Annotated in this window: 16 protein-coding genes and 1 pseudogene; 12 read left to right on the forward strand and 5 right to left on the reverse strand. The window is 35.9% G+C overall.

Annotated elements, in window-relative coordinates:
• Window positions 1–54 precede the first annotated feature (54 nt).
• Genes H5126_RS13730 through H5126_RS13750 form a run of 5 tightly spaced genes read left to right on the forward strand, consistent with a single transcriptional unit; the run spans window position 55 to window position 6,126 of the window.
• Window positions 55–1,893 (forward strand): AAA family ATPase, encoded by a 1,839-nt coding sequence (locus H5126_RS13730; RefSeq protein ID WP_182721166.1) that lies wholly within the window; start codon window positions 55–57, stop codon window positions 1,891–1,893.
• On the forward strand, window positions 1,893–2,774 hold the full coding sequence (locus tag H5126_RS13735) for a hypothetical protein (RefSeq protein ID WP_182721167.1): 882 nt from the start codon (window positions 1,893–1,895) through the stop codon (window positions 2,772–2,774). The genes H5126_RS13730 and H5126_RS13735 overlap by 1 nt, the downstream gene beginning before the upstream one ends.
• Window positions 2,775–2,778: 4 nt before the next feature.
• Window positions 2,779–4,635, forward strand: a complete 1,857-nt coding sequence (locus H5126_RS13740; protein ID WP_182721168.1) for an NERD domain-containing protein — start codon at window positions 2,779–2,781, stop codon at window positions 4,633–4,635.
• A 46-nt stretch (window positions 4,636–4,681) separates the two neighbouring features.
• The gene (locus H5126_RS13745) at window positions 4,682–5,491 is read left to right on the forward strand and encodes a hypothetical protein (protein ID WP_182721169.1); all 810 of its coding nucleotides are present in this window, start codon (window positions 4,682–4,684) and stop codon (window positions 5,489–5,491) included.
• Window positions 5,491–6,126, forward strand: coding sequence for a hypothetical protein (locus H5126_RS13750; RefSeq protein WP_024595707.1), 636 nt, complete (start codon window positions 5,491–5,493; stop codon window positions 6,124–6,126). The genes H5126_RS13745 and H5126_RS13750 overlap by 1 nt, the downstream gene beginning before the upstream one ends.
• A gap of 52 nt (window positions 6,127–6,178) precedes the next feature.
• Here the strand turns inward: H5126_RS13750 and H5126_RS13755 are convergent, their stop codons facing one another.
• The gene (locus tag H5126_RS13755; protein WP_024595708.1) at window positions 6,179–6,376 is read right to left on the reverse strand and encodes an AlpA family transcriptional regulator; all 198 of its coding nucleotides are present in this window, start codon (window positions 6,374–6,376) and stop codon (window positions 6,179–6,181) included.
• Window positions 6,377–6,500: 124 nt separating this feature from the next.
• Between H5126_RS13755 and radC the strand changes: the two genes are divergently transcribed.
• From radC to H5126_RS13775, 4 genes are read left to right on the forward strand one after another with little or no spacing between them, the layout of a single operon-like run.
• Window positions 6,501–6,974 (forward strand): DNA repair protein RadC, encoded by a 474-nt coding sequence (gene radC, locus H5126_RS13760; RefSeq protein ID WP_182721170.1) that lies wholly within the window; start codon window positions 6,501–6,503, stop codon window positions 6,972–6,974.
• 12 nt (window positions 6,975–6,986) lie between these two features.
• On the forward strand, window positions 6,987–7,406 hold the full coding sequence (locus tag H5126_RS13765) for a DUF2787 family protein (protein WP_182721171.1): 420 nt from the start codon (window positions 6,987–6,989) through the stop codon (window positions 7,404–7,406).
• 10 nt (window positions 7,407–7,416) lie between these two features.
• Complete coding sequence (locus H5126_RS13770) at window positions 7,417–7,977, forward strand: tyrosine-type recombinase/integrase (RefSeq protein WP_024595710.1); 561 nt, start codon at window positions 7,417–7,419, stop codon at window positions 7,975–7,977.
• Between the two features lie 31 nt (window positions 7,978–8,008).
• Entirely contained in the window at window positions 8,009–8,248 is a 240-nt protein-coding gene (locus tag H5126_RS13775; RefSeq protein ID WP_138488857.1) for a hypothetical protein, read from the forward strand.
• 190 nt (window positions 8,249–8,438) lie between these two features.
• Here H5126_RS13775 and H5126_RS13780 read toward each other — a convergent pair whose 3' ends face one another.
• Window positions 8,439–9,095, reverse strand: a complete 657-nt coding sequence (locus tag H5126_RS13780) for an inovirus Gp2 family protein (protein ID WP_182721172.1) — start codon at window positions 9,093–9,095, stop codon at window positions 8,439–8,441.
• Between the two features lie 195 nt (window positions 9,096–9,290).
• Window positions 9,291–10,673: a hypothetical protein gene (locus H5126_RS13785; protein WP_182721300.1), complete on the reverse strand. Its 1,383-nt coding sequence runs from the start codon at window positions 10,671–10,673 to the stop codon at window positions 9,291–9,293.
• A gap of 279 nt (window positions 10,674–10,952) precedes the next feature.
• Here H5126_RS13785 and H5126_RS13790 point away from each other — a divergent pair, with 279 nt between their 5' ends.
• Window positions 10,953–11,483, forward strand: coding sequence for a hypothetical protein (locus H5126_RS13790; RefSeq protein ID WP_182721299.1), 531 nt, complete (start codon window positions 10,953–10,955; stop codon window positions 11,481–11,483).
• A 240-nt stretch (window positions 11,484–11,723) separates the two neighbouring features.
• Here the strand turns inward: H5126_RS13790 and H5126_RS13795 are convergent, their stop codons facing one another.
• Window positions 11,724–14,402, reverse strand: a complete 2,679-nt coding sequence (locus H5126_RS13795) for a CHASE domain-containing protein (RefSeq protein WP_182721298.1) — start codon at window positions 14,400–14,402, stop codon at window positions 11,724–11,726.
• 624 nt (window positions 14,403–15,026) lie between these two features.
• Here H5126_RS13795 and H5126_RS13800 point away from each other — a divergent pair.
• Window positions 15,027–16,352 carry an OprD family outer membrane porin gene (locus H5126_RS13800; RefSeq protein ID WP_182721297.1) on the forward strand — a complete coding sequence of 442 codons (1,326 nt, stop codon included), beginning with the start codon at window positions 15,027–15,029 and terminating at the stop codon, window positions 16,350–16,352.
• A 106-nt stretch (window positions 16,353–16,458) separates the two neighbouring features.
• Window positions 16,459–17,327: pseudogene (locus tag H5126_RS13805) on the forward strand (alpha/beta fold hydrolase).
• A gap of 66 nt (window positions 17,328–17,393) precedes the next feature.
• Here H5126_RS13805 and H5126_RS13810 read toward each other — a convergent pair.
• Window positions 17,394–17,783 carry a DUF2750 domain-containing protein gene (locus tag H5126_RS13810; RefSeq protein ID WP_024595957.1) on the reverse strand — a complete coding sequence of 130 codons (390 nt, stop codon included), beginning with the start codon at window positions 17,781–17,783 and terminating at the stop codon, window positions 17,394–17,396.
• Window positions 17,784–17,828 lie beyond the last annotated feature (45 nt).

Raw genomic sequence — 17,828 nt, forward strand, 5'->3', positions numbered from 1 at the left:
TGAAGTTTAGAACGTCGGGATCGATGAGCTTTAAATAATAATTTAAGGAAGAAAATGAGAATAACAAAACTTACTTTGGGTAACTTCAAGTCTTTTAAAGAAGAGCAGGAAGTTGAGTTTGCTCCAGTTACTTTGCTTTTTGGGCCTAATAGTGTAGGTAAAAGCTCGTTGATAACTGCATTATTTTACTTGCAGCAAATATTAGCAAAAGAACAATGTAACCCTATGTTTATTGATGCTATGGGGCATAAACATATTGGTGGATTTGAAAACTTAGTTAATGGTAAAGATTTAAATAAAAGTATAACTATTGGTGTCGAATACGATAAATGTGGCGAAATTGGTGAGAGTTACTACAAATTAATAGATTTACTTCCAGAGGCCCTTGGTTTTTATTTAGATAGCCCAGCAGTCGAAGCAAATAAAGTAGAAGTTAAATTTGAGATTAGGTGGTCTTTTAAGCTAAAGGACGCTTATATCTCGAAATATATCGTACGTTTAGATGGTGTAGGTGTAGCTCAAATTGAAAGCGACGCGAATAAAATGCAACCGCAGATAGTTGCAATTAACTATTTACATCCTTTACTTCAGCCACAGGGGCAAGATGAGTTTATAGTATCGTCTTTCGAAAATGGTCATATTCACCCAGAACTTATTACGGAAGCTTTTCAATTAAATGGGATTGAATTACCAACAGCTAGAGAGATCAGCAAAGGTGCAGATGATTTACTAAGCTTATATACTGAAAATGATAAAGTTAGCTTGTCTGATGAATGTTTTATTAATGAATTACATGAGCTTATAGTAAAAGACGGAAGATTACTGACTATAAATGGTAGCAAGACTTTACAGCAGACAATTGGAATTAATAGCCGTATTGGAGCGGCTCCTTCATTAGGGCGCTCTTTGAAAACACCATTTGAATTATCAGATGAAACTCAAACCTTATTAATACATGAAATATTGAGCGATATTTTTATTTCACCATTGGATAATTTATTAGCCTTATTAAATAATAGCCTTTGTATAGGGCCTTTGAGGCATATACCCGATGCAAATTATCAGCATAATCCTTATCCTGAACAAGCAGATTGGTACAAAGGTAAAGCATGTTGGGATGAGTTACAAAAGCTGGACTTAATACGTGATACAGAAATAAACAGATGGTTGTTCGACAAAGATAAATTGAATTTAGGTTATAAATTGGTCTACAAGACTGATGAGTTAACATCGCGTTATGTGACGCCAACGATGGAGTTGAAAACTGTTGAAGATGTACTAGCAATGTCTGATGTTATTGGTGAATCATTAAAAGTTTCTGTATCAAAAGAAAATCCTGATGCTAAAGAAAGCTATATAGACAGGGAGTACATTGAAGAATTACGTAAGAGTAAAGATTTTCACTCGAGTCTATATGTAGGCCAGGAGTTCGATAAGTGGACAGCATCCACTTTATGGGACTGCCATAATAATATTGAAATCAATGCATCTGATATTGGTGTAGGTGTGTCGCAATTATTACCTCTAATTGTAGCAAGTCAATCTAATAAAAAAGGCATTATTGCCTGTGAACAACCTGAATTACATGTTCACCCTCGTGTTCAAGTCGCTATTGGTGACTTACTCACACAAAGCAATACCAAGGGTAGTTTTTTAATTGAGACACATAGTGAGCATCTAATACTCAGACTCTTACGAAGAGTTAGAGAAACTTCTGATGGTAATTTACCTGTTGGTCAAGTCCCGGTTTTACCCAATGATATTAGTGTGATTTTTTTGTCTAAGTCAAAAGAGGGGGTTATAGTCAAAAAGCTTGATATTACCTCTGATGGTGACTTTGAAAAAGATTGGCCTGGTGGCTTTTTTGATGAACGTGATGAGGAGTTATTCTGATGTATCAAGAAGTAGCTTTCGATCCCCGTTGCTTAGCTGAGTTTCATTATTATAGCTTATTAAAAACTGAATTTGGTTATGAGAAAGGGCGTTATATTATTGCACCTCTTAAGAAATGGGCCCAAGAAGCTCATAAAGCTGCAAAAGAGTCTGAACAACTCAAACCTGTAAGAAAAAAATCAATTACGAACTATCTAAATAAGCTTCAAAAAGAAAAAGTTAACCCCTTTATTATACTGCCAAAATATCGAAGAGATGTTAATGGAAGTAGCTGGTTTAATTGGTGTCAAAACCAAATCGTTTTAGCTCCTTTTAATTATGTGATTTCTGAAAGTTTTGCGAGCTCCATTAGTCATGAAGATATCTTAGAACAAGATGTTCGCTGGTTAAAGTCTCCCACAATTACTGTAAATAAAAGCTCGGCAGAAATAATATCGATGATAGAGCCACTTATAAAGCTAGGTGGCGTTATAACTATTGTAGATCAGTATTTTCGGTTATCTGAAAACCCTGTACTAGATGAGATTTTAGCTAAAATGAATAGCAACTCTGGTATTACATTAATAAAACTTGTAACTAGTATGGAAACTGTAGAACCGGAAGTTATTTTCTCTAATCAATACTTAAGTAAATACCAAAATTTACCTTCATTCGAGCTAATTACCGCCCCAAACAAGTTTTTTCATGACCGTTATATCATTTCATCATTAGGCGCTATTAAGGCTGGACATGGATTCTCCGAAGGTTCTGAAATGGGGACTCAGTCAGATAAAGTTAGCTTTAACTTATGCAGTAAGGAAGAAGCGATATCTACACTCAATTGGGTAGATAAAGTACTTTCTGAAGGTAAAGCCCACAGTAAAAATTTAAACGGAATTTAATTTTATGGCGCGATTTGTATCACCACCCGTATCTGAATTTGATAAGTTAAGGCAGCCTCTGACCGCAGGTGAACGTCTAGTCTTCGAGTTTTTTGATAAACATTTAGCTGAAGATTGGGAAATTTATATACAGCCGCATTTAAACGGTTTAAGACCTGACTTTGTATTATTAAATCCAAAAGTTGGTATCGCAGTTTACGAAATTAAAGACTGGGATTTAGATGCCATGAAATATCATGTTGAAGAGCGGCATGGTAGAGGAGCGCCAAAACTTATTGGAACCAAGGGCGGAGAGTCTTTCTCATTACAAAGCCAAAACCCTATAGAAAAAGTATACCAATATAAACAAGAGATCTTTAACCTCTATTGCCCTCGTTTACAGCAAGTCTCTGGCTTTGCTGCTATTACAGCAGGAGTTATTTTTCCTTTTGCGGATGAAAAACGACTTCATAACCTTTTCGATAAAAGTATGAAGTATCGAGACACCTATAAATACTTTAATCTTAATCCTGTTATTGGAGCTGATTCATTACAAAGTGGCGATATTAATCGAGTATTTTCAGGTGGTGCACGTCTATATTCAAAGTTTATGAATCAAGAGCTCTATCTAGACTTTAAAAGCTGGTTAATTGAGCCTGATTTTGCTGCAGAACAAAGAAAACCCTTAATGCTAGATAAGCCTCAAAAAGACTTGGCGACTAGTAGAACTAATAGCGGATATAGACGTATACGTGGTGCTGCAGGCTCAGGTAAGTCACTAGTTCTTGCTGCTCGAGCTGCAGAGCTACTAGGACAGGGGAAAAATGTTTTAGTCGTTACCTTTAATATCACACTTCTTCATTATTTAATGGATGTGGCTGTTCGCTGGCCAAGTAGTCAAGGGAGAACACGTAAAGATATTACATGGTTAAACTTCCATTATTGGTGTAAACGGGTGTGTGAAGAAAGTGGTTATGAAACTGAATACAAAGAACTTTGGAGTGGAGGTACAACCCAAGAAGTATTAAACGTAGCGCTGCCTAATCTATTAGAGCGTATCTTTGACAACCCAAAAAGTGAAGTAACGAAATACGACGCGATTTTAGTTGATGAAGGGCAAGATTTTATGCCTAGCTGGTGGTCTGTTTTAAGGAAAGTACGTAAAGTTGATGGAGAAATGCTGTTAGTAGCTGATGCGACTCAGGATATTTATGATACAGCAAAATCTTGGACAGATGATGCTATGAAAGGAGCGGGTTTTAGTGGACCTTGGAGTGAACTTGAAACAAGTTATCGATTGCCACAGGAGGCTTTAGAAAAAGCGTGTGAATTTGCAACAAGATTTATGCCGCCTGAGCTGGTAAATCTTCCTAAGTCAGTACAGCAAGGTTTAGCAATAGAGCCATGTTTTCTTCGTTGGGTACACGTAAATGAGAATAATGCAGCACAAGCTTGTAATGAGGAACTCCTCAGGTTAGCTACAGTTAATGATTACAACAATAGTTTATCTGTGGTGGATAGTACCTTTTTATGCGACAGCAAACAGTTTGGTTATGACGTAATCAAGAAGCTCGGGCTAAATGGTATCAAGTCAGTTCATACATTTGCACAGGATCCACAGGAGTCACGTCGTCAAAAAGTAGGTTTTTACATGGGTGATGCTCGTATTAAAGCTACAACACTTCATAGTTTTAAAGGATGGGAATCTAGAGCTTTAGTGATTCATGTTGGTTCAAAGACAGACCTTAAAACTCTCGCATTAATTTATACAGGCCTTACACGGCTAAAACGACATGAAGAGGGAAGTTGTTTAACTGTTGTCTCTAGTTCAGAAAAGTTATTAGATTATGGCAAAACATGGCCAGAATTTGAGATGAGGTGAACTTTAGCTTGATACTATTAATAATTAAAATAAAAGAGTGCCTATTATGCTGATGGCAATTTTGAATAATAAAGCTGGCAGAATCGAAAATGCTCAAGGTGATGCCGTTTCTTGGCGTGAAATATTTAAGGCTTATGAAGATCTTTTAACGTCTACTTTTTTTGAAAGGTTTAGTTACTTAGATCAAATGTCTCAAATTACTATATTGGCTAAGTGCTTTGATATAAAAGATAAGTTGTATCTATCTAGAACCCTAGGTGAATTAGAAAAAATAGAGTACTGGCCGAGGTTTACTATAATTAACGATCAGCAAAGCCTTGTTGAGCCAGATGTTATTTTATGCTTTAAAAAAGTGAATATATTGATTGAAGTTAAACCACCTAGTGGAGGTGAACAATATTTTGAACAGTGGTCTAGAGAGGTTAAAGGCTTATTAAATAGTAACTTTAAGCATAAGCCACTATATTTTTTGGCTTTAGGTGGTGTATCTAAAGGTGAAGTTAACCAACAGCTTGAGAGGCTGGAAAACGATTTTAAAGTACTTAAGTACGCTGCTGCAAAAAATTGGCATGAATTGGTCCCTATGCTAAAAGAGCTTTTCGTTACTAGAGAACTACGTGAGCAGCGCGTTGTAAAAGATATGATAGCCGCATTAGGGCTTTACAATGTGCATATTCAAAACTTTGAATGGAAAGACTTTACTTTAGCTTCATTCAAGCCGATTACTTTAAATCATGAATATCTCTTGGAAAAAGAGCGGTTGAATATCGATAGTAAGTTGAGGCTTGATAATATTTCAAAAGCAAGCTTTCAACCTTTATCTCTTAACTCAATTACTAAATGGAAATTAAATTGATGGATATCAATAATTCAAACACAGAACTTTTAATGCAAGTCCGTACAGGACATCGCCTATTGGTAGCTTTTTATCAGCGTTTATATAGTAATTTAGATAAACTGGCTAGTGAGCTAGGTCTAAGTTTTTATGTCTGGCGACCAGCTAATTTTGATAGACCAGCGACTTTGAGTATAAACCCATTTCAAAAATGGCAGTGGGATTTATTACCTGCTATGTCTAGTTACTTTATATTTAAAACTGACTTTGATAACAACAAAATAGTGCCAGGGCATTGTTTAGTTGAGATAAAAGTTGATTTAGACACAGCTGTTGATGGTAAATCTGATTTAGGTGGTCAGCCTGATGCATTAGGGATAAAAACTTCAATTGAAGAATCTACCAGTATTCTAAGTGTAAGAGCTTATTCCCCATATCAAGAAATAGCAGGTAACTGGTATTATGATTTATGGTCCAAATGCTCAAATATACCATTGAGTTCAGAGCCCTCAGAGCTAGATAACTTTCCTGTTATAACAAGTGGTTTTGAAATTGATATACAGGACCTGCTAGAAACGGAAGGGCTAAATAATCTAATTGGCAGAGCAAAAAGTATTGTGGAATCTACTTGTAGTGCTTCTAAAAACCGACTTTAGACTTTGCTATGAATTAAGCATTATTAGTGTTACCCCATAACGGGCTAGCACTTTAAGCCACAGTCAAAGCTGTATCTCTTTTTCCTATTTTTTCACTTATCCATTCTTCAACTTCACTTTCTACCCAGGCTACAGAGTTACCACCTAGCTCAACTTTCATTGGAAATCCACCAGCGCTCATAAAGCGATAAACAGTTGAACGGCTTAGGCCTGTGATATGTAAAACTTCTTTTAATTTGATTAAACGCATGGGATTTCTCCGGTTAGGTTAGTAGTACATATCCTTTCCGGGGGTAGTAATTTTTTACTGAGTCGAGACAAAAGCGTTAAACATATACATCACTATTTTGCATAACCATTAAGAGGGCATAACAATGCAAAATAACAAGTCACTATACGAATTTGATCACCCAGTAAGTGATGAACAAATACTTGAAGCAGCAGCTTACATAATTGCTCAAAAGCAATTTAGGCATGGGGCTTTAACATGCCCGAAAGACAGTGAAGAATATTTAAGACATAAGCTGGCTTTGATTGAACATGAAGTGTTTGCAGTGCTGTTTTTGGATAGCCAAAACCGCATACTTGAATACAAAGAGTTATTTAGGGGTACTATTAACGCAGCAAGCGTATACCCACGAGAGGTAGTTAAAGAAGTATTAGCGCTAAATTCAGCATCCGTAATACTGGCGCACAATCATCCCTCAGGCGTCAGTACGCCGTCACAGGCCGACAAGTTAATTACTACCAAATTACAGCAGGCGCTCAACCTGATTGATGTTTCGATAGTCGATCACATCATCATTGGTGAAACCAGCTATTCATTCGCTGAGCATGGCTTAATTTAAAGGGAGTAGGTTATGGCTATTAAAATAGAGCAAGTGCCAGGATTAGACGTACCAGAATCATTATTTGGTGTGATCGTTAATGCAGTTGCTAAAGCAGGGGAGTCGGTAGGATGTGCTAAGGCGCTAATTATTAATTTTCGTGATAAAGATTACAGCGCTAAAGCCGGTGGCTTTCATCCAGTCGAGGTAAGGCTAGAAAAACGGGGTATTGGTTGGGTGCTTGTATATATTACTGATTTTTCATACCAGGGCCGAGTGGACTCTGAATTAGTAAAGGAAATTGATGTGCGTTTTGTGATTAAACGGGTATATCACATGCTGGTGGGCTGGTTGAGTGAACGAGAGGGGAAGGACCTTTTAACCTTGTTTGTGGCTAACTTTGTTGAGTATTACAACACGGGTTGCTACCAGGTCACTATTACAACAGAGTAAGGAGTTGGCGATGGCTGAAGTACAAGCGATTAAGGACCTTGATACAGTTAAGTTAATTAGTTACTTGCTCGAAAAGCGGTGTTCTAAACAGATGAGCCATATTTGGAATATAGGTTTGAACTTAGCATTGCGTATATCTGATTTGTTGTCTGTTAAGTTTACAGATATTCAAAACGACAGGTTAATTATATTTGAGAGTAAAACAGGAAAGCTGGCAGAGATTAAGCTTAATCAGAAAGCATTAGCGTTTATCCACGAAGTACGTATCACTCACCCCAATCATGTTTACTTATTTCAATCGTATCGCAATCAACAATCTAAGAGTTCAATACCACGACCCTTGTCACGCAGGGCTGTTACAAGAGCATTTGCGTTAGTGGGTGAAGAGCTTAATTTAAAGCTAGGTACTCACTCAATGCGTAAAACACGAGGTTACCACCTCTATCATAAAACCCAAGACATCGCCCGTGTAATGAAAATGCTTCGCCATAGCTCGGAAGCAACGACACTGCGTTACATTGGAATAACCCAGGAGGAAATCGATAAAGACTTTGAAGAGTTAGAGCTATAAATTTATTACATATAATAGGAGTAAGTTTGTTATGTCGTTAGAAAAAGCCGTTACATGCGGTGTAGTAGGAAATGAAGTATCTAAACAGATAACCGGTAGTAGTGAGCCGTCACTCGGACGAACGGCTATTGCTGTAAGCTCTGGTGCTGTAGCAGGAGCTGCTGTATCTGGTGCGATAGTAGTTGGGTTAGGTGTGGCATCTGCACCTGTTACGGTGCCATTAGCTCTTGCTAGTGGCTTGTTGGCTGGAGTAGCGAGTTTATTTGATTAGAAGTAAACAAAGAACGCATTTATGCAGTGCGTTCTTTTTTTGCTTTTGTAGCGTAAATAGCGCTTCTCGTAATGCTATTTTGGGAACTTGCCATCCCTTATATACTAAGGGTTTGAGCTTATTTAGCTAGTTGAAGGTCTCAAAAGCGCGTTAGAACAATTTATGAGAAGCACAGGTCTTAGTTAAAGTATCACCTCTGACTATAACCAAAACAACGCTGCCCTAAGCCATATTGTTTCGTATTAAGCTTTGCTAAATAACTAGCTCGTTTATAAAGACTGCTGTAATCCGCTTTAAAATTTGTATTGTTAGCGTCAAGGTAGTAATGAGCATTTTTTGGTAAATGCACAAACTGTAGTACTTCATGAAAAGGTAAATTTAAAGCACTAGCCCATGCAACTGTAATTCTAGTAAATAAATTGTCATTACCGATGTCAATCTTACCTGTGCAGTGATATCTATCCTTATTGAAGAGTAGTACCCAATGATAATGCTGTCTATGTGCAGTGTTTTTCTCCCTTGCCCAAATATAACGAACACTACAAGGGTGTGGTTTTTTACCTTTGCGCTTTTTACGTATCGCATCAGCTTTAATCTGTGCTGTAAGTGATGCAATAAAACGAGTACAAACATCATTGCAATTTAAATCAATAGTATTTGAATAATCAGGTAACCTTAAGTCAACTCTTACTGCAAACGTTCTTTTATGTTCTGTGATAGCGTTATCCATTACTTTTTGAATAGCATCTAAGTAGGGAATAACTAACGGTTGTTTTTCTCTTGCTAGTACGCCGTACTCATTATACAAAGGGCCTTTAATTATTTGGTACTGTGTTGGGTTGTTCATACTGTTTCTCCTGGTATGTATTAGTTCATATCAGGTGTCTGAGTAGTAGTTTTTTAATTTGTATTTGACATGATAATAGATTCGTTACTAGTAACTCTTATAAATATTACCAAACCGAAATTTAAAGAAAAAAGATCAATCAGATTTGTTATACCTATTTTTAATAATGTGCTACTGGGGTGCTGTTTAACGTGTTTATAATCGCTCTGAAGTTATGACTGCTCTATAAAAGTGTTCAAAGGAATCAGGGGCGCATTGAAATACGGGGTGTTGACCAGATTCTAAATTGGATTTTGGGTCTCTAAAATCTACGTCCATATTGGTAATATTAACTTTATCACTAAAGTCGATACTAGAAGAGATAACTAAATTTTCAATTGAACTTATATCTGGATATACAGCTTTAGTCGGGGTTTTTATGAGTTCTATATCTATATTTTTATCTGTACAACCCAAGCTAGTTACCCATGATAAGTATTCTTGTTTGCTAGGGATAGTAGGGAGGGTGCTATCACATTTATTCTGATATAAGTTGAATAAAATATAATGAATGAGTAGGTTCGCGAAACTTCCTATTAGCACAGAGGTTAAACGGCCATGAATAGCTGCCATGAACTCAAAGTTTGCAGGACTTAAAATCTGATTGAAAGCATCTTCTTCTGAAATAGGCTTAAGTACATGTCCCGTCTTATTCAGTAAGCGTAATAAACCGTAAGAAGCTAACCTGAATAGAACATCGTCGAAGTAATCGAAAACTTGAGTCGGCTGTTGTTTCAAAAATTGAATTTCATCTTTTTGCTTGGTATCACTATCTAACCACTTATTTTCAAGACGAAGTAACTCCATAAAAAGAGATTCTCTTCTATGAGGTGAATCGAGTAATAATGGTAAAAATACCGCTGTGTATAAATTAGGTTTTTTATTCTTAATTTGTGAGATTATTAAAGGGATAACCATCAGGTATATATTAGATGCTTTATTGCCTTTTTTTATTTTAAATACAGAACTACGTTTTAAATTATTAGCTTCACTACCAACTAAGCCTTTTCTTACTTTTGGCTTTAAACTGTGATATTTTTTGATCGTACATCCTGTTACTGGCTGGCTTATTAAGTTTCCATTTTTAAGTAGCTTTATAGCCGTTTTTAGCTGAGGCGATTCTAACCTACATGCTTTAGCTATACTTGCCATTGTAAAGCCTTCTATGTACCCATGTTCATCTTGGTTTAATGCAAAGAAAGACCATACTAATCTAACAGGCACCCTTAGTTTAAATTTCTCGAGCTTTGCCAGCATTTCGCTAGATATTAATTTACTAACATCGTTGGGTTTATCGTAGATAAAACTATATGAAAGTGTTGGTCTTCCACGCTTAAAATGCTCAGATCCGAGTTTTGATATTGCATTAATTTCTTGTAGCTCTTCTAGCACTTTTTTAAATTTATTGTGTGGACACCCTAATTTGATTAAGTCATTTTTAGATACTTCGTCTCCAATTATTCTCCCTGTAATTAAGCGGATTAATATCCACTTTGTATGTGGAGATAAATTAGTTGTTAAACTAAAAAACTCATTCATTTGACTGCTTCTATTTGGGATGTTGATACCTAGTAGTAGAGCAAAACATTTGAATAAACACAATAACAGGGTGTTATTTTATTGAATAAATAAAACATCTAATTAGTGTTTAATTGGAGTTAAAGTAAGTCACTAACTGGTACTGTATTTAAACGCTAATTAATGCGTAAGTTAGAATCTAATTGAAATGCAAAAATTCAAAGAAATATTTGCTAACTAATAGGTATTAAATTATTGTCTTGGATGAAATCTACAAACACCAAACACAAGGAAGAACTAATGACAGGTTGGATTTATAACAAGAAAATTTTGACTTGGGTCAAGGAAGATAACGAAGACTTGCGTAACTGGCTAGCATGCCGCTATGACAGTTACAGTAATTATTTTAAATTTCCAGATGCCACATTAGATAGCTTTATTAGAGATGAAATAAAACGTATAAGTGATAATCAAGATAGTCAAAAAGTTAACCTTGATAAGCTCTATAAAGCATGGAAAAGCTATGAAAGAGGCTTAAAAAATACATCTAATAAAGTGTGTAAACTTCAGCTGGAGGTGTCTAGATCAGCGCGTGATAAACTAAAGGCGCTTAGTGATGCGGATGAAATATCCCAATCTAAATATATTGAAAAGCTAATAAATTACGCTAGGAAAAATCCTAAGTTGATTTCTAAAGATACAAAAGTGCAAGAGCAATACGAACTTAAAAAGAGAACTTTTGATGATATCAGTGAGATTAAAGCTATGAAGGAAGACATATCATCTATAGATGCTAAGGTTACTAGGTTATTAGATGCTTGGGAAGGGTAGAGCAAGCTCAGCGAGGGCGTTGAGGGTGTTCAGAATTTTGTGGCAGTCATGGTTATTTTTAAAGATAAATAGCTTTTAGTATACCTATTAGTATTCCTTTGTTTTATTTTTAAAGGTATTATTTTTTATAAACAATGGTTTATTGGTTTTCTATGAATCCCTCTCCCCCATTATTCTTAGAGCCCAGTTATTAATATCGAAAGGTAACAATAACTGGGTTTTTTAATGCCCTCAGAATGACTAATTATTTACTAAGCAAAGTGTCGATAACATGCCGACAAGTTCATGTTTTTCGATTGGTTTTGAAACGTAACCATCAAATAGCTGCCTGTATATTTCTTTTTGTTCTGTAAAAACATTAGCAGTTAATGCAATAACAATTTGTTCGCTATTAAGCGCCTTAATTTTTTTACATGCCTGAAGACCATCCATTTTTGGCATTTGAATGTCCATAAAAATAATGTCTGGTTTGTGTAACTCGTATAATGAAATCGCTTCTAAACCATTGTTGGCAATAATAATGGTGGCTTTAGTGGGTTCAAGCATCGCAGCTGCAACAAGCTGATTTATTTTATTATCTTCAGCTAATAAAATAATTTTTCCAGATAGGTCAGGAAGCTCAATATTTTTGGTTGTTAATGTGCTGTCATCCACCTGCGCTTGTTTTAATGGTAAGTACACATAAAACTGACTCCCTGAACCTAACTGGCTTGTTACTTTAATTTCGCCATTCATAAGGCCTATTAATGATTTAGTGATGGGTAAGCCAAGGCCCGTACCACCATATTCACGCGTGGTTGATTGCTCAGCTTGTTCAAAGCGCTCAAACAATCGATCAATTGCTTGCTCAGAGATTCCAATTCCGGTGTCTGATATACAACAACATATTTTTTTTTCGTCGGTTAGCCTAAACGTTACTGTAACGCCACCTTGAGATGTAAACTTAATCGCGTTAGATATTAAGTTTAAAAATACCTGTCTGAGTCTAACTGGGTCGCCCACCCAATGCTTGTGCTCTATATCAATCACAAATTTAAGGTAAATGTTTTTATCTGTCGCTTGCACACCTAGGTCTGAATCTAAGTGATGAATAAGTTCAAAAAAGTCAAAAGGCTTATGCTCTAATGAGAGCTTGCCAGCCTCAATTTTAGAAAAATCAAGAATATCGTTAATAATGGTGGTGAGTGCTCGAGTTGAATACAGTGATTTTTTTAAATACTCTTTTGATTTTTCATTAAGCGGTTGTTCTTGTAATAGTTGTAATGTGCCAAGTATACCGTTCATCGGGGTTCGTATTTCGTGGCTCATATTTGCTAAAAACTCAGACTTTGCTTGCGATGCTTGCTCAGCAAGTTCTTTTGAGTGACCAAGGGCTTGCTCGTGGTCAATTTGTTCTGTTAAATCGTAAGCAATGCCTAAGTAGCCAACGGTGTCTCCTTCGTTATTTAACAACGAGGTGACACTTAAATTAACTTGTATTTGCTCGCCTGTAGAAGAAATGTATGTCCATTGATTAATATCTGGCTCTGTTGCTGTTGCTTTTAAGATAAATACTTCAAAACCAGGGGTGACAGGTTTATTTAATTCAGCACTAAGTAGTTTAGCCTTTTTTATAATTTCTTCTTTTAAATGAAATATGCCAGGGTTTTTAATGCCAATAACATCTTGCGCTTTGTAGCCTAATAACTTTTCAGAGGCAGGATTAAATAGAGTGATTAAGCCGTTTGTGTCGGTCGCTATAATTGAATAACTAGCACTGTTTAAAATACTTTGTTGGAGCATGCTCATATCGGCTATTTCTTGCGTACGTTGTTTAACTTCGCTTTCTAGTTTTAAGTTTGCTTGCTGCAATGCGAGTTTATTTTTTTTAGCCTGAAGTGTTTTTCTCTTAATTCTTTGGTTTCTTCTAAAAATAAACAATTGCATTAAAAAAACTACAAACATACAGCCAATAGTGGCGAAAGAGCCATTAACAATGGCTTGATACCGACTAGGGAGATGAAGGTTATAAATAAAGGCGTCTGAGGCATCAATGGTAATTTTCCACGTTCTACCCATTAATTTTATAATTTTAGTTAATTGATAATCGTTAGTTTTGCTTTTTATGCCATAACTAAAAAAATCAGTCTCAGTATTGTTATTGATATCACTTATCGTTAGTTGATTTTCATCAAGGTGTGAAAGTGAGTCTAAAATTTTATCAATTAACAACGGCGAATATGCCCAACCTAAAAGCTCATTAAGGCGCTGTTTTTTATTATCAGAAATAATAATGGTTTTATATATTGGCACTAATATTAAAAAGCCTTGTTGTGAGAGTTTATTCGCTTGTACTAAAGTCAGTGGCGCCGTTAATTGGGTTGTATTATTTATGGCAGCATTTAGTGCTGCCTGTTTGCGCATGCTCTCAGATCCAATATCTAATCCAATTGCTTGTAAGTTTTTTTGCTCAGGAAAAATATATTGAATTATAAAATGCTCATCACTAGTCGCTACGAGTGTATTCAAATTAAATGTCTGATCGGGTCTATCGTTTTTTGCATCATTTAAAAATTTATTTAATTGCTCAACGCTAACTTTTTTTATATAACCAATACCATTAGCTCCAGGGAATTCTTTAGCGTAGTTACGGCTCCCAGAGTAGTTAGTTATGGCTTGATAGTTTAAGTTATTTGCACCTATCCCATGTACAAAGCCCTTTAAACCAAATAGCCCATATTGATACAAATCGAGCCTACTGTTAATACCTGTAGAAAGCGATGATAGGCGGTTATCAAGCGCATTGTTTATTTTATTTTTTATGGCTTCTTGGTGTTTAATATGAGCAAAGTAGGTAAGTATAATGCCCGCAACTAATAAAATGACGTGAGGAAGCAGTGAGATTAATAACCCTTTATTAACCGGTCGTGCTTGAATCATTAATTAATCCTTTTTCATGAGTCGCAGTAAGTGTGTTTCTATTTTAATAACGTGATAAATATAGCACCTATTATTCAAGACACAACTTTGTTATTAATTGGAATGTATATATTTTATAGAGGTTTAGAGTAGGGGGAGTCTAAAAAGTTGATTTTAAGCCTCAAGATAAAATTAAAATACATATAAATATAATAATTTATAAATTCTGCATCACTTTATAGATACCAACAAAAGTAGTAGCAAAAGGCGCTGGTTTTTGTGCCTATTGATTTTTAGAAGAAATCAGCTGCTCATAACTTTACTTAGGTAAGTTTAAATCAAGTAAAATTTAATTAATATTATGAGGCTTTTTTAAATAAAATTAGCGACTTAGATACGAGTGAGCAAGAGGTGATCTTTACCAATTTTTACAATTCATCCGAAATAAAACAAACTCTTACTATTTTATAATATAAAAATTAAAACATTATAAATTTATATTGTTCTATATTTATTAGCATGAAAGAAAGGTAATTACTTGAAATGTAATTACCTTATGACATGTTTGCCGTGTAGGTCAAAAAGCATACACATCCCTATGCGCTGCACAGTAAAAACTTAAAAAACAAGGTAACGGAGATAACTATGGCTCACCGAGTATCTAAATTACTTGCGGCAACAGGCGCAGTATTAACATGCATTTCTATTCCTTCGTATGCTGCTGTTCATGGGCTGACAGAACAAGATGAATTTAATATAAAACTTAGATCAATTTATTTCGACCGTGACTACGATAACGACGCAAGTGACGATTCAACTTTTGCTCAAGGTATAGAGCTCAATTACACATCGGGTTATATAAACGATTTATTGAGTGTGGGTGTATCGACTTACACAGTAATGAATATTAACTCTACAGGTTCAGCCGCAGGTAATATTTTACCAGCAGGTAATGAGAGTGGCGGAGTAGACGATAGCTTTTCTAAATTTGGTCAATATTTTTTAGATTTTAAATTGGGCAAAAACGGTCACGTTAAAGTAGGTGGGCAAAAAACCAAAAGTATGCTTTTAAAAAGCTCAGGCAGCCGTGCTATTCCTAATACTTTTAGAGGCGTTTTTGGCGATTACAAAATTGGCAACACTAAATTATATGGTTACGTATACGATAAATGGAGCCGTCGACATGATGAAAGATGGGAAGACTTTTCTACCGATCAATCGGCACCTGGCGCCATTAGCGTAATTTGGGGCGTAGGTGCTACGCATAAAAAAGACGACATAACATTAGAGGCTGAATATTTAAATTCCCACAATTATCTAAGTAAAATGGGATTAAAAATTAGTTACGACATTAAACTTGAGCAAAGTAAGTTAACCCTTTCAACTGGCATATTTACCTCACAAGATGATGGTGATTTATTTGTAACAGGCGCAGAGGGCGGCGATTTAGATGATGAAGATGCAACTGGCGCATTAACAGGTTTAACTAAAAGTGAAAACGATGGATTTGCCTATTACTTAGATGCTGATTGGAAAAAAGATATTTGGAGTGTAGGTGTGGCATTTACTAAGGTAAGTGATGCTTGGATTGAAGATAACTTTAGTGGCGATCATGGTACAAACCCATTTCCAACTCGCTCATTGATTGGTGCCGATTTAACAAATCAAAACGAGGCAACGTGGCAGGCACGTTTTGGCATTGATTTAAAAGCAGTATCGCCAGGTTTAACAACAAAGTTTTACTACACAAGCGGTAGCGATGCTGAAAACTCTGCGCTGGGTAAGTTAGCTGGCACAGCTGATGAAAAATATTGGGCTGTAGATACGCGCTATAAAGTTGAGAAAATAAAAGGCTTAAGTTTGCGCTGGTTATTTGTAGATTATACAACCGAAAAATCAGGCAGCGTTGATGGTGTTAAAGGCGACAGAGCCGACCACCGAGTTTATGTAGATTACACTATTAAATTTTAAAATAACGTTTAATAAGCCAATGAAAATTTATACATTGGTTTTATTTCCTTTATTAATTACCACTATGATAAAACTAACAAATAGATAATAAAAATAAAGCTAATATATGTTTTCTCTTCAACAGTGGCAATCGCAGGGCCAATTCACTCATATTTCTGGCCATCAAATATTTACAAAAATAGCTGGTGATATAACTAAGCCTGCGCTGCTTTTAATACATGGCTTTCCAAGTGCTAGCTGGGATTGGGAAGGTATGTGGCAAACGCTTAGTGAACATTATTTTGTAATTACGCTCGATATGCTAGGTTTTGGTTTGTCAGATAAACCAATAAACGCTACTTATAAAATTACCGAACAAGCCGACTTATATACCCAATTTTTAAAAACGTTAAATATTAATGACGTACATATTTTAGCTCATGACTATGGCGATACAGTGGCTCAAGAGTTATTAGCAAGGCAAGTGGTTAGCCAAAGTGACTTTAAAATAAACAGCGTGTGTTTTTTAAATGGTGGGTTATTTCCTGAGGTGCATAAACCATTATTTATACAAAAGCTTTACTTTCAAAGCTAGGTTGGATAGTGCCAAAATTAATGAATAAACAAAAATTTGCCAATAATTTAGTGACTATTTTTAGTAAAAGTACACCGCCTTCAAAATAAGTGGTAGACACACTTTGGGAGTTGCTAATTTATAAAGATGGTTTAGCCGTTATGCCTAAACTCATTAGTTATATAAAGCAGAGGCAGCAAAACCGAGAACGTTGGGTTGGTGCCATCATAAACAGCAATATACCACTTACGTTTATAGCAGGCGCAGAAGATCCTATCTCTGGTAAGCACATGATTGAACATTATAAAAAGCTTATTCCCAATGCGCGCGTACAAGAGTTTGTAGAGCTTGGGCATTATCCGCAAGTAGAAAATCCAGATGCTATTACGCAGGCTTATTTGGATTTTAGAAATTGCCAATAAAAACGCGGCACTAAATTAAGTGCCGCGTTTATAAATTAATAACTCTGAGTATTTAGGCTTTGAACCTTAATATTTTTTCTTCGGTGCTCTTAATTGTTTTTCAAACTCGTCTGAAAACAATATCGTGCCGTCGTCTTCCTCAGTAGGAAAGGCAGCAATAAGTAAATCATCCTCTTCAAGGCCTGGTGTCCAGCGACTAAACCAATCAGCAAGTGGAATTGCTTTAGCGCTGCAGCCAGCCCATTCGCCAGTTGCCCATGCCTCTGCAAATTCGCGAGTTGGCCAAACTGGTACGCAGTCGTCATCTTCGTTGGCAAGCATAACGCAGCCATCATCGTCGTTTAAAATCCATACTTGTTTAAATTGTTGTACGGTTTCGAACATATAGGCTAGGCGTTTTTTTGCCCCAAGCCCTAAAATTACTGCTTGTTCTTCGCTTAAATTTGGCGTTGTCATAATTAGCTCACTCTTAATTACTATATCTCAATTATATGCACACAA

The organism is Pseudoalteromonas sp. SG45-3, from assembly GCF_014164075.1.
Lineage (GTDB): Bacteria > Pseudomonadota > Gammaproteobacteria > Enterobacterales > Alteromonadaceae > Pseudoalteromonas > Pseudoalteromonas distincta.

Coding starts and splice junctions, on each gene's coding strand:
- H5126_RS13785 (WP_182721300.1), bottom strand. CDS start 10,673: ATGAATGAGTTTTTTAGTTTAACAACTAATTTATCTCCACATACAAAG.
- H5126_RS13740 (WP_182721168.1), top strand. CDS start 2,779: ATGGCGCGATTTGTATCACCACCCGTATCTGAATTTGATAAGTTAAGG.
- radC (WP_182721170.1), top strand. CDS start 6,501: ATGCAAAATAACAAGTCACTATACGAATTTGATCACCCAGTAAGTGAT.
- H5126_RS13730 (WP_182721166.1), top strand. CDS start 55: ATGAGAATAACAAAACTTACTTTGGGTAACTTCAAGTCTTTTAAAGAA.
- H5126_RS13790 (WP_182721299.1), top strand. CDS start 10,953: ATGACAGGTTGGATTTATAACAAGAAAATTTTGACTTGGGTCAAGGAA.
- H5126_RS13775 (WP_138488857.1), top strand. CDS start 8,009: ATGTCGTTAGAAAAAGCCGTTACATGCGGTGTAGTAGGAAATGAAGTA.
- H5126_RS13770 (WP_024595710.1), top strand. CDS start 7,417: ATGGCTGAAGTACAAGCGATTAAGGACCTTGATACAGTTAAGTTAATT.
- H5126_RS13810 (WP_024595957.1), bottom strand. CDS start 17,783: ATGACAACGCCAAATTTAAGCGAAGAACAAGCAGTAATTTTAGGGCTT.
- H5126_RS13795 (WP_182721298.1), bottom strand. CDS start 14,402: ATGATTCAAGCACGACCGGTTAATAAAGGGTTATTAATCTCACTGCTT.
- H5126_RS13765 (WP_182721171.1), top strand. CDS start 6,987: ATGGCTATTAAAATAGAGCAAGTGCCAGGATTAGACGTACCAGAATCA.
- H5126_RS13780 (WP_182721172.1), bottom strand. CDS start 9,095: ATGAACAACCCAACACAGTACCAAATAATTAAAGGCCCTTTGTATAAT.
- H5126_RS13750 (WP_024595707.1), top strand. CDS start 5,491: ATGGATATCAATAATTCAAACACAGAACTTTTAATGCAAGTCCGTACA.
- H5126_RS13745 (WP_182721169.1), top strand. CDS start 4,682: ATGCTGATGGCAATTTTGAATAATAAAGCTGGCAGAATCGAAAATGCT.
- H5126_RS13800 (WP_182721297.1), top strand. CDS start 15,027: ATGGCTCACCGAGTATCTAAATTACTTGCGGCAACAGGCGCAGTATTA.
- H5126_RS13755 (WP_024595708.1), bottom strand. CDS start 6,376: ATGCGTTTAATCAAATTAAAAGAAGTTTTACATATCACAGGCCTAAGC.
- H5126_RS13735 (WP_182721167.1), top strand. CDS start 1,893: ATGTATCAAGAAGTAGCTTTCGATCCCCGTTGCTTAGCTGAGTTTCAT.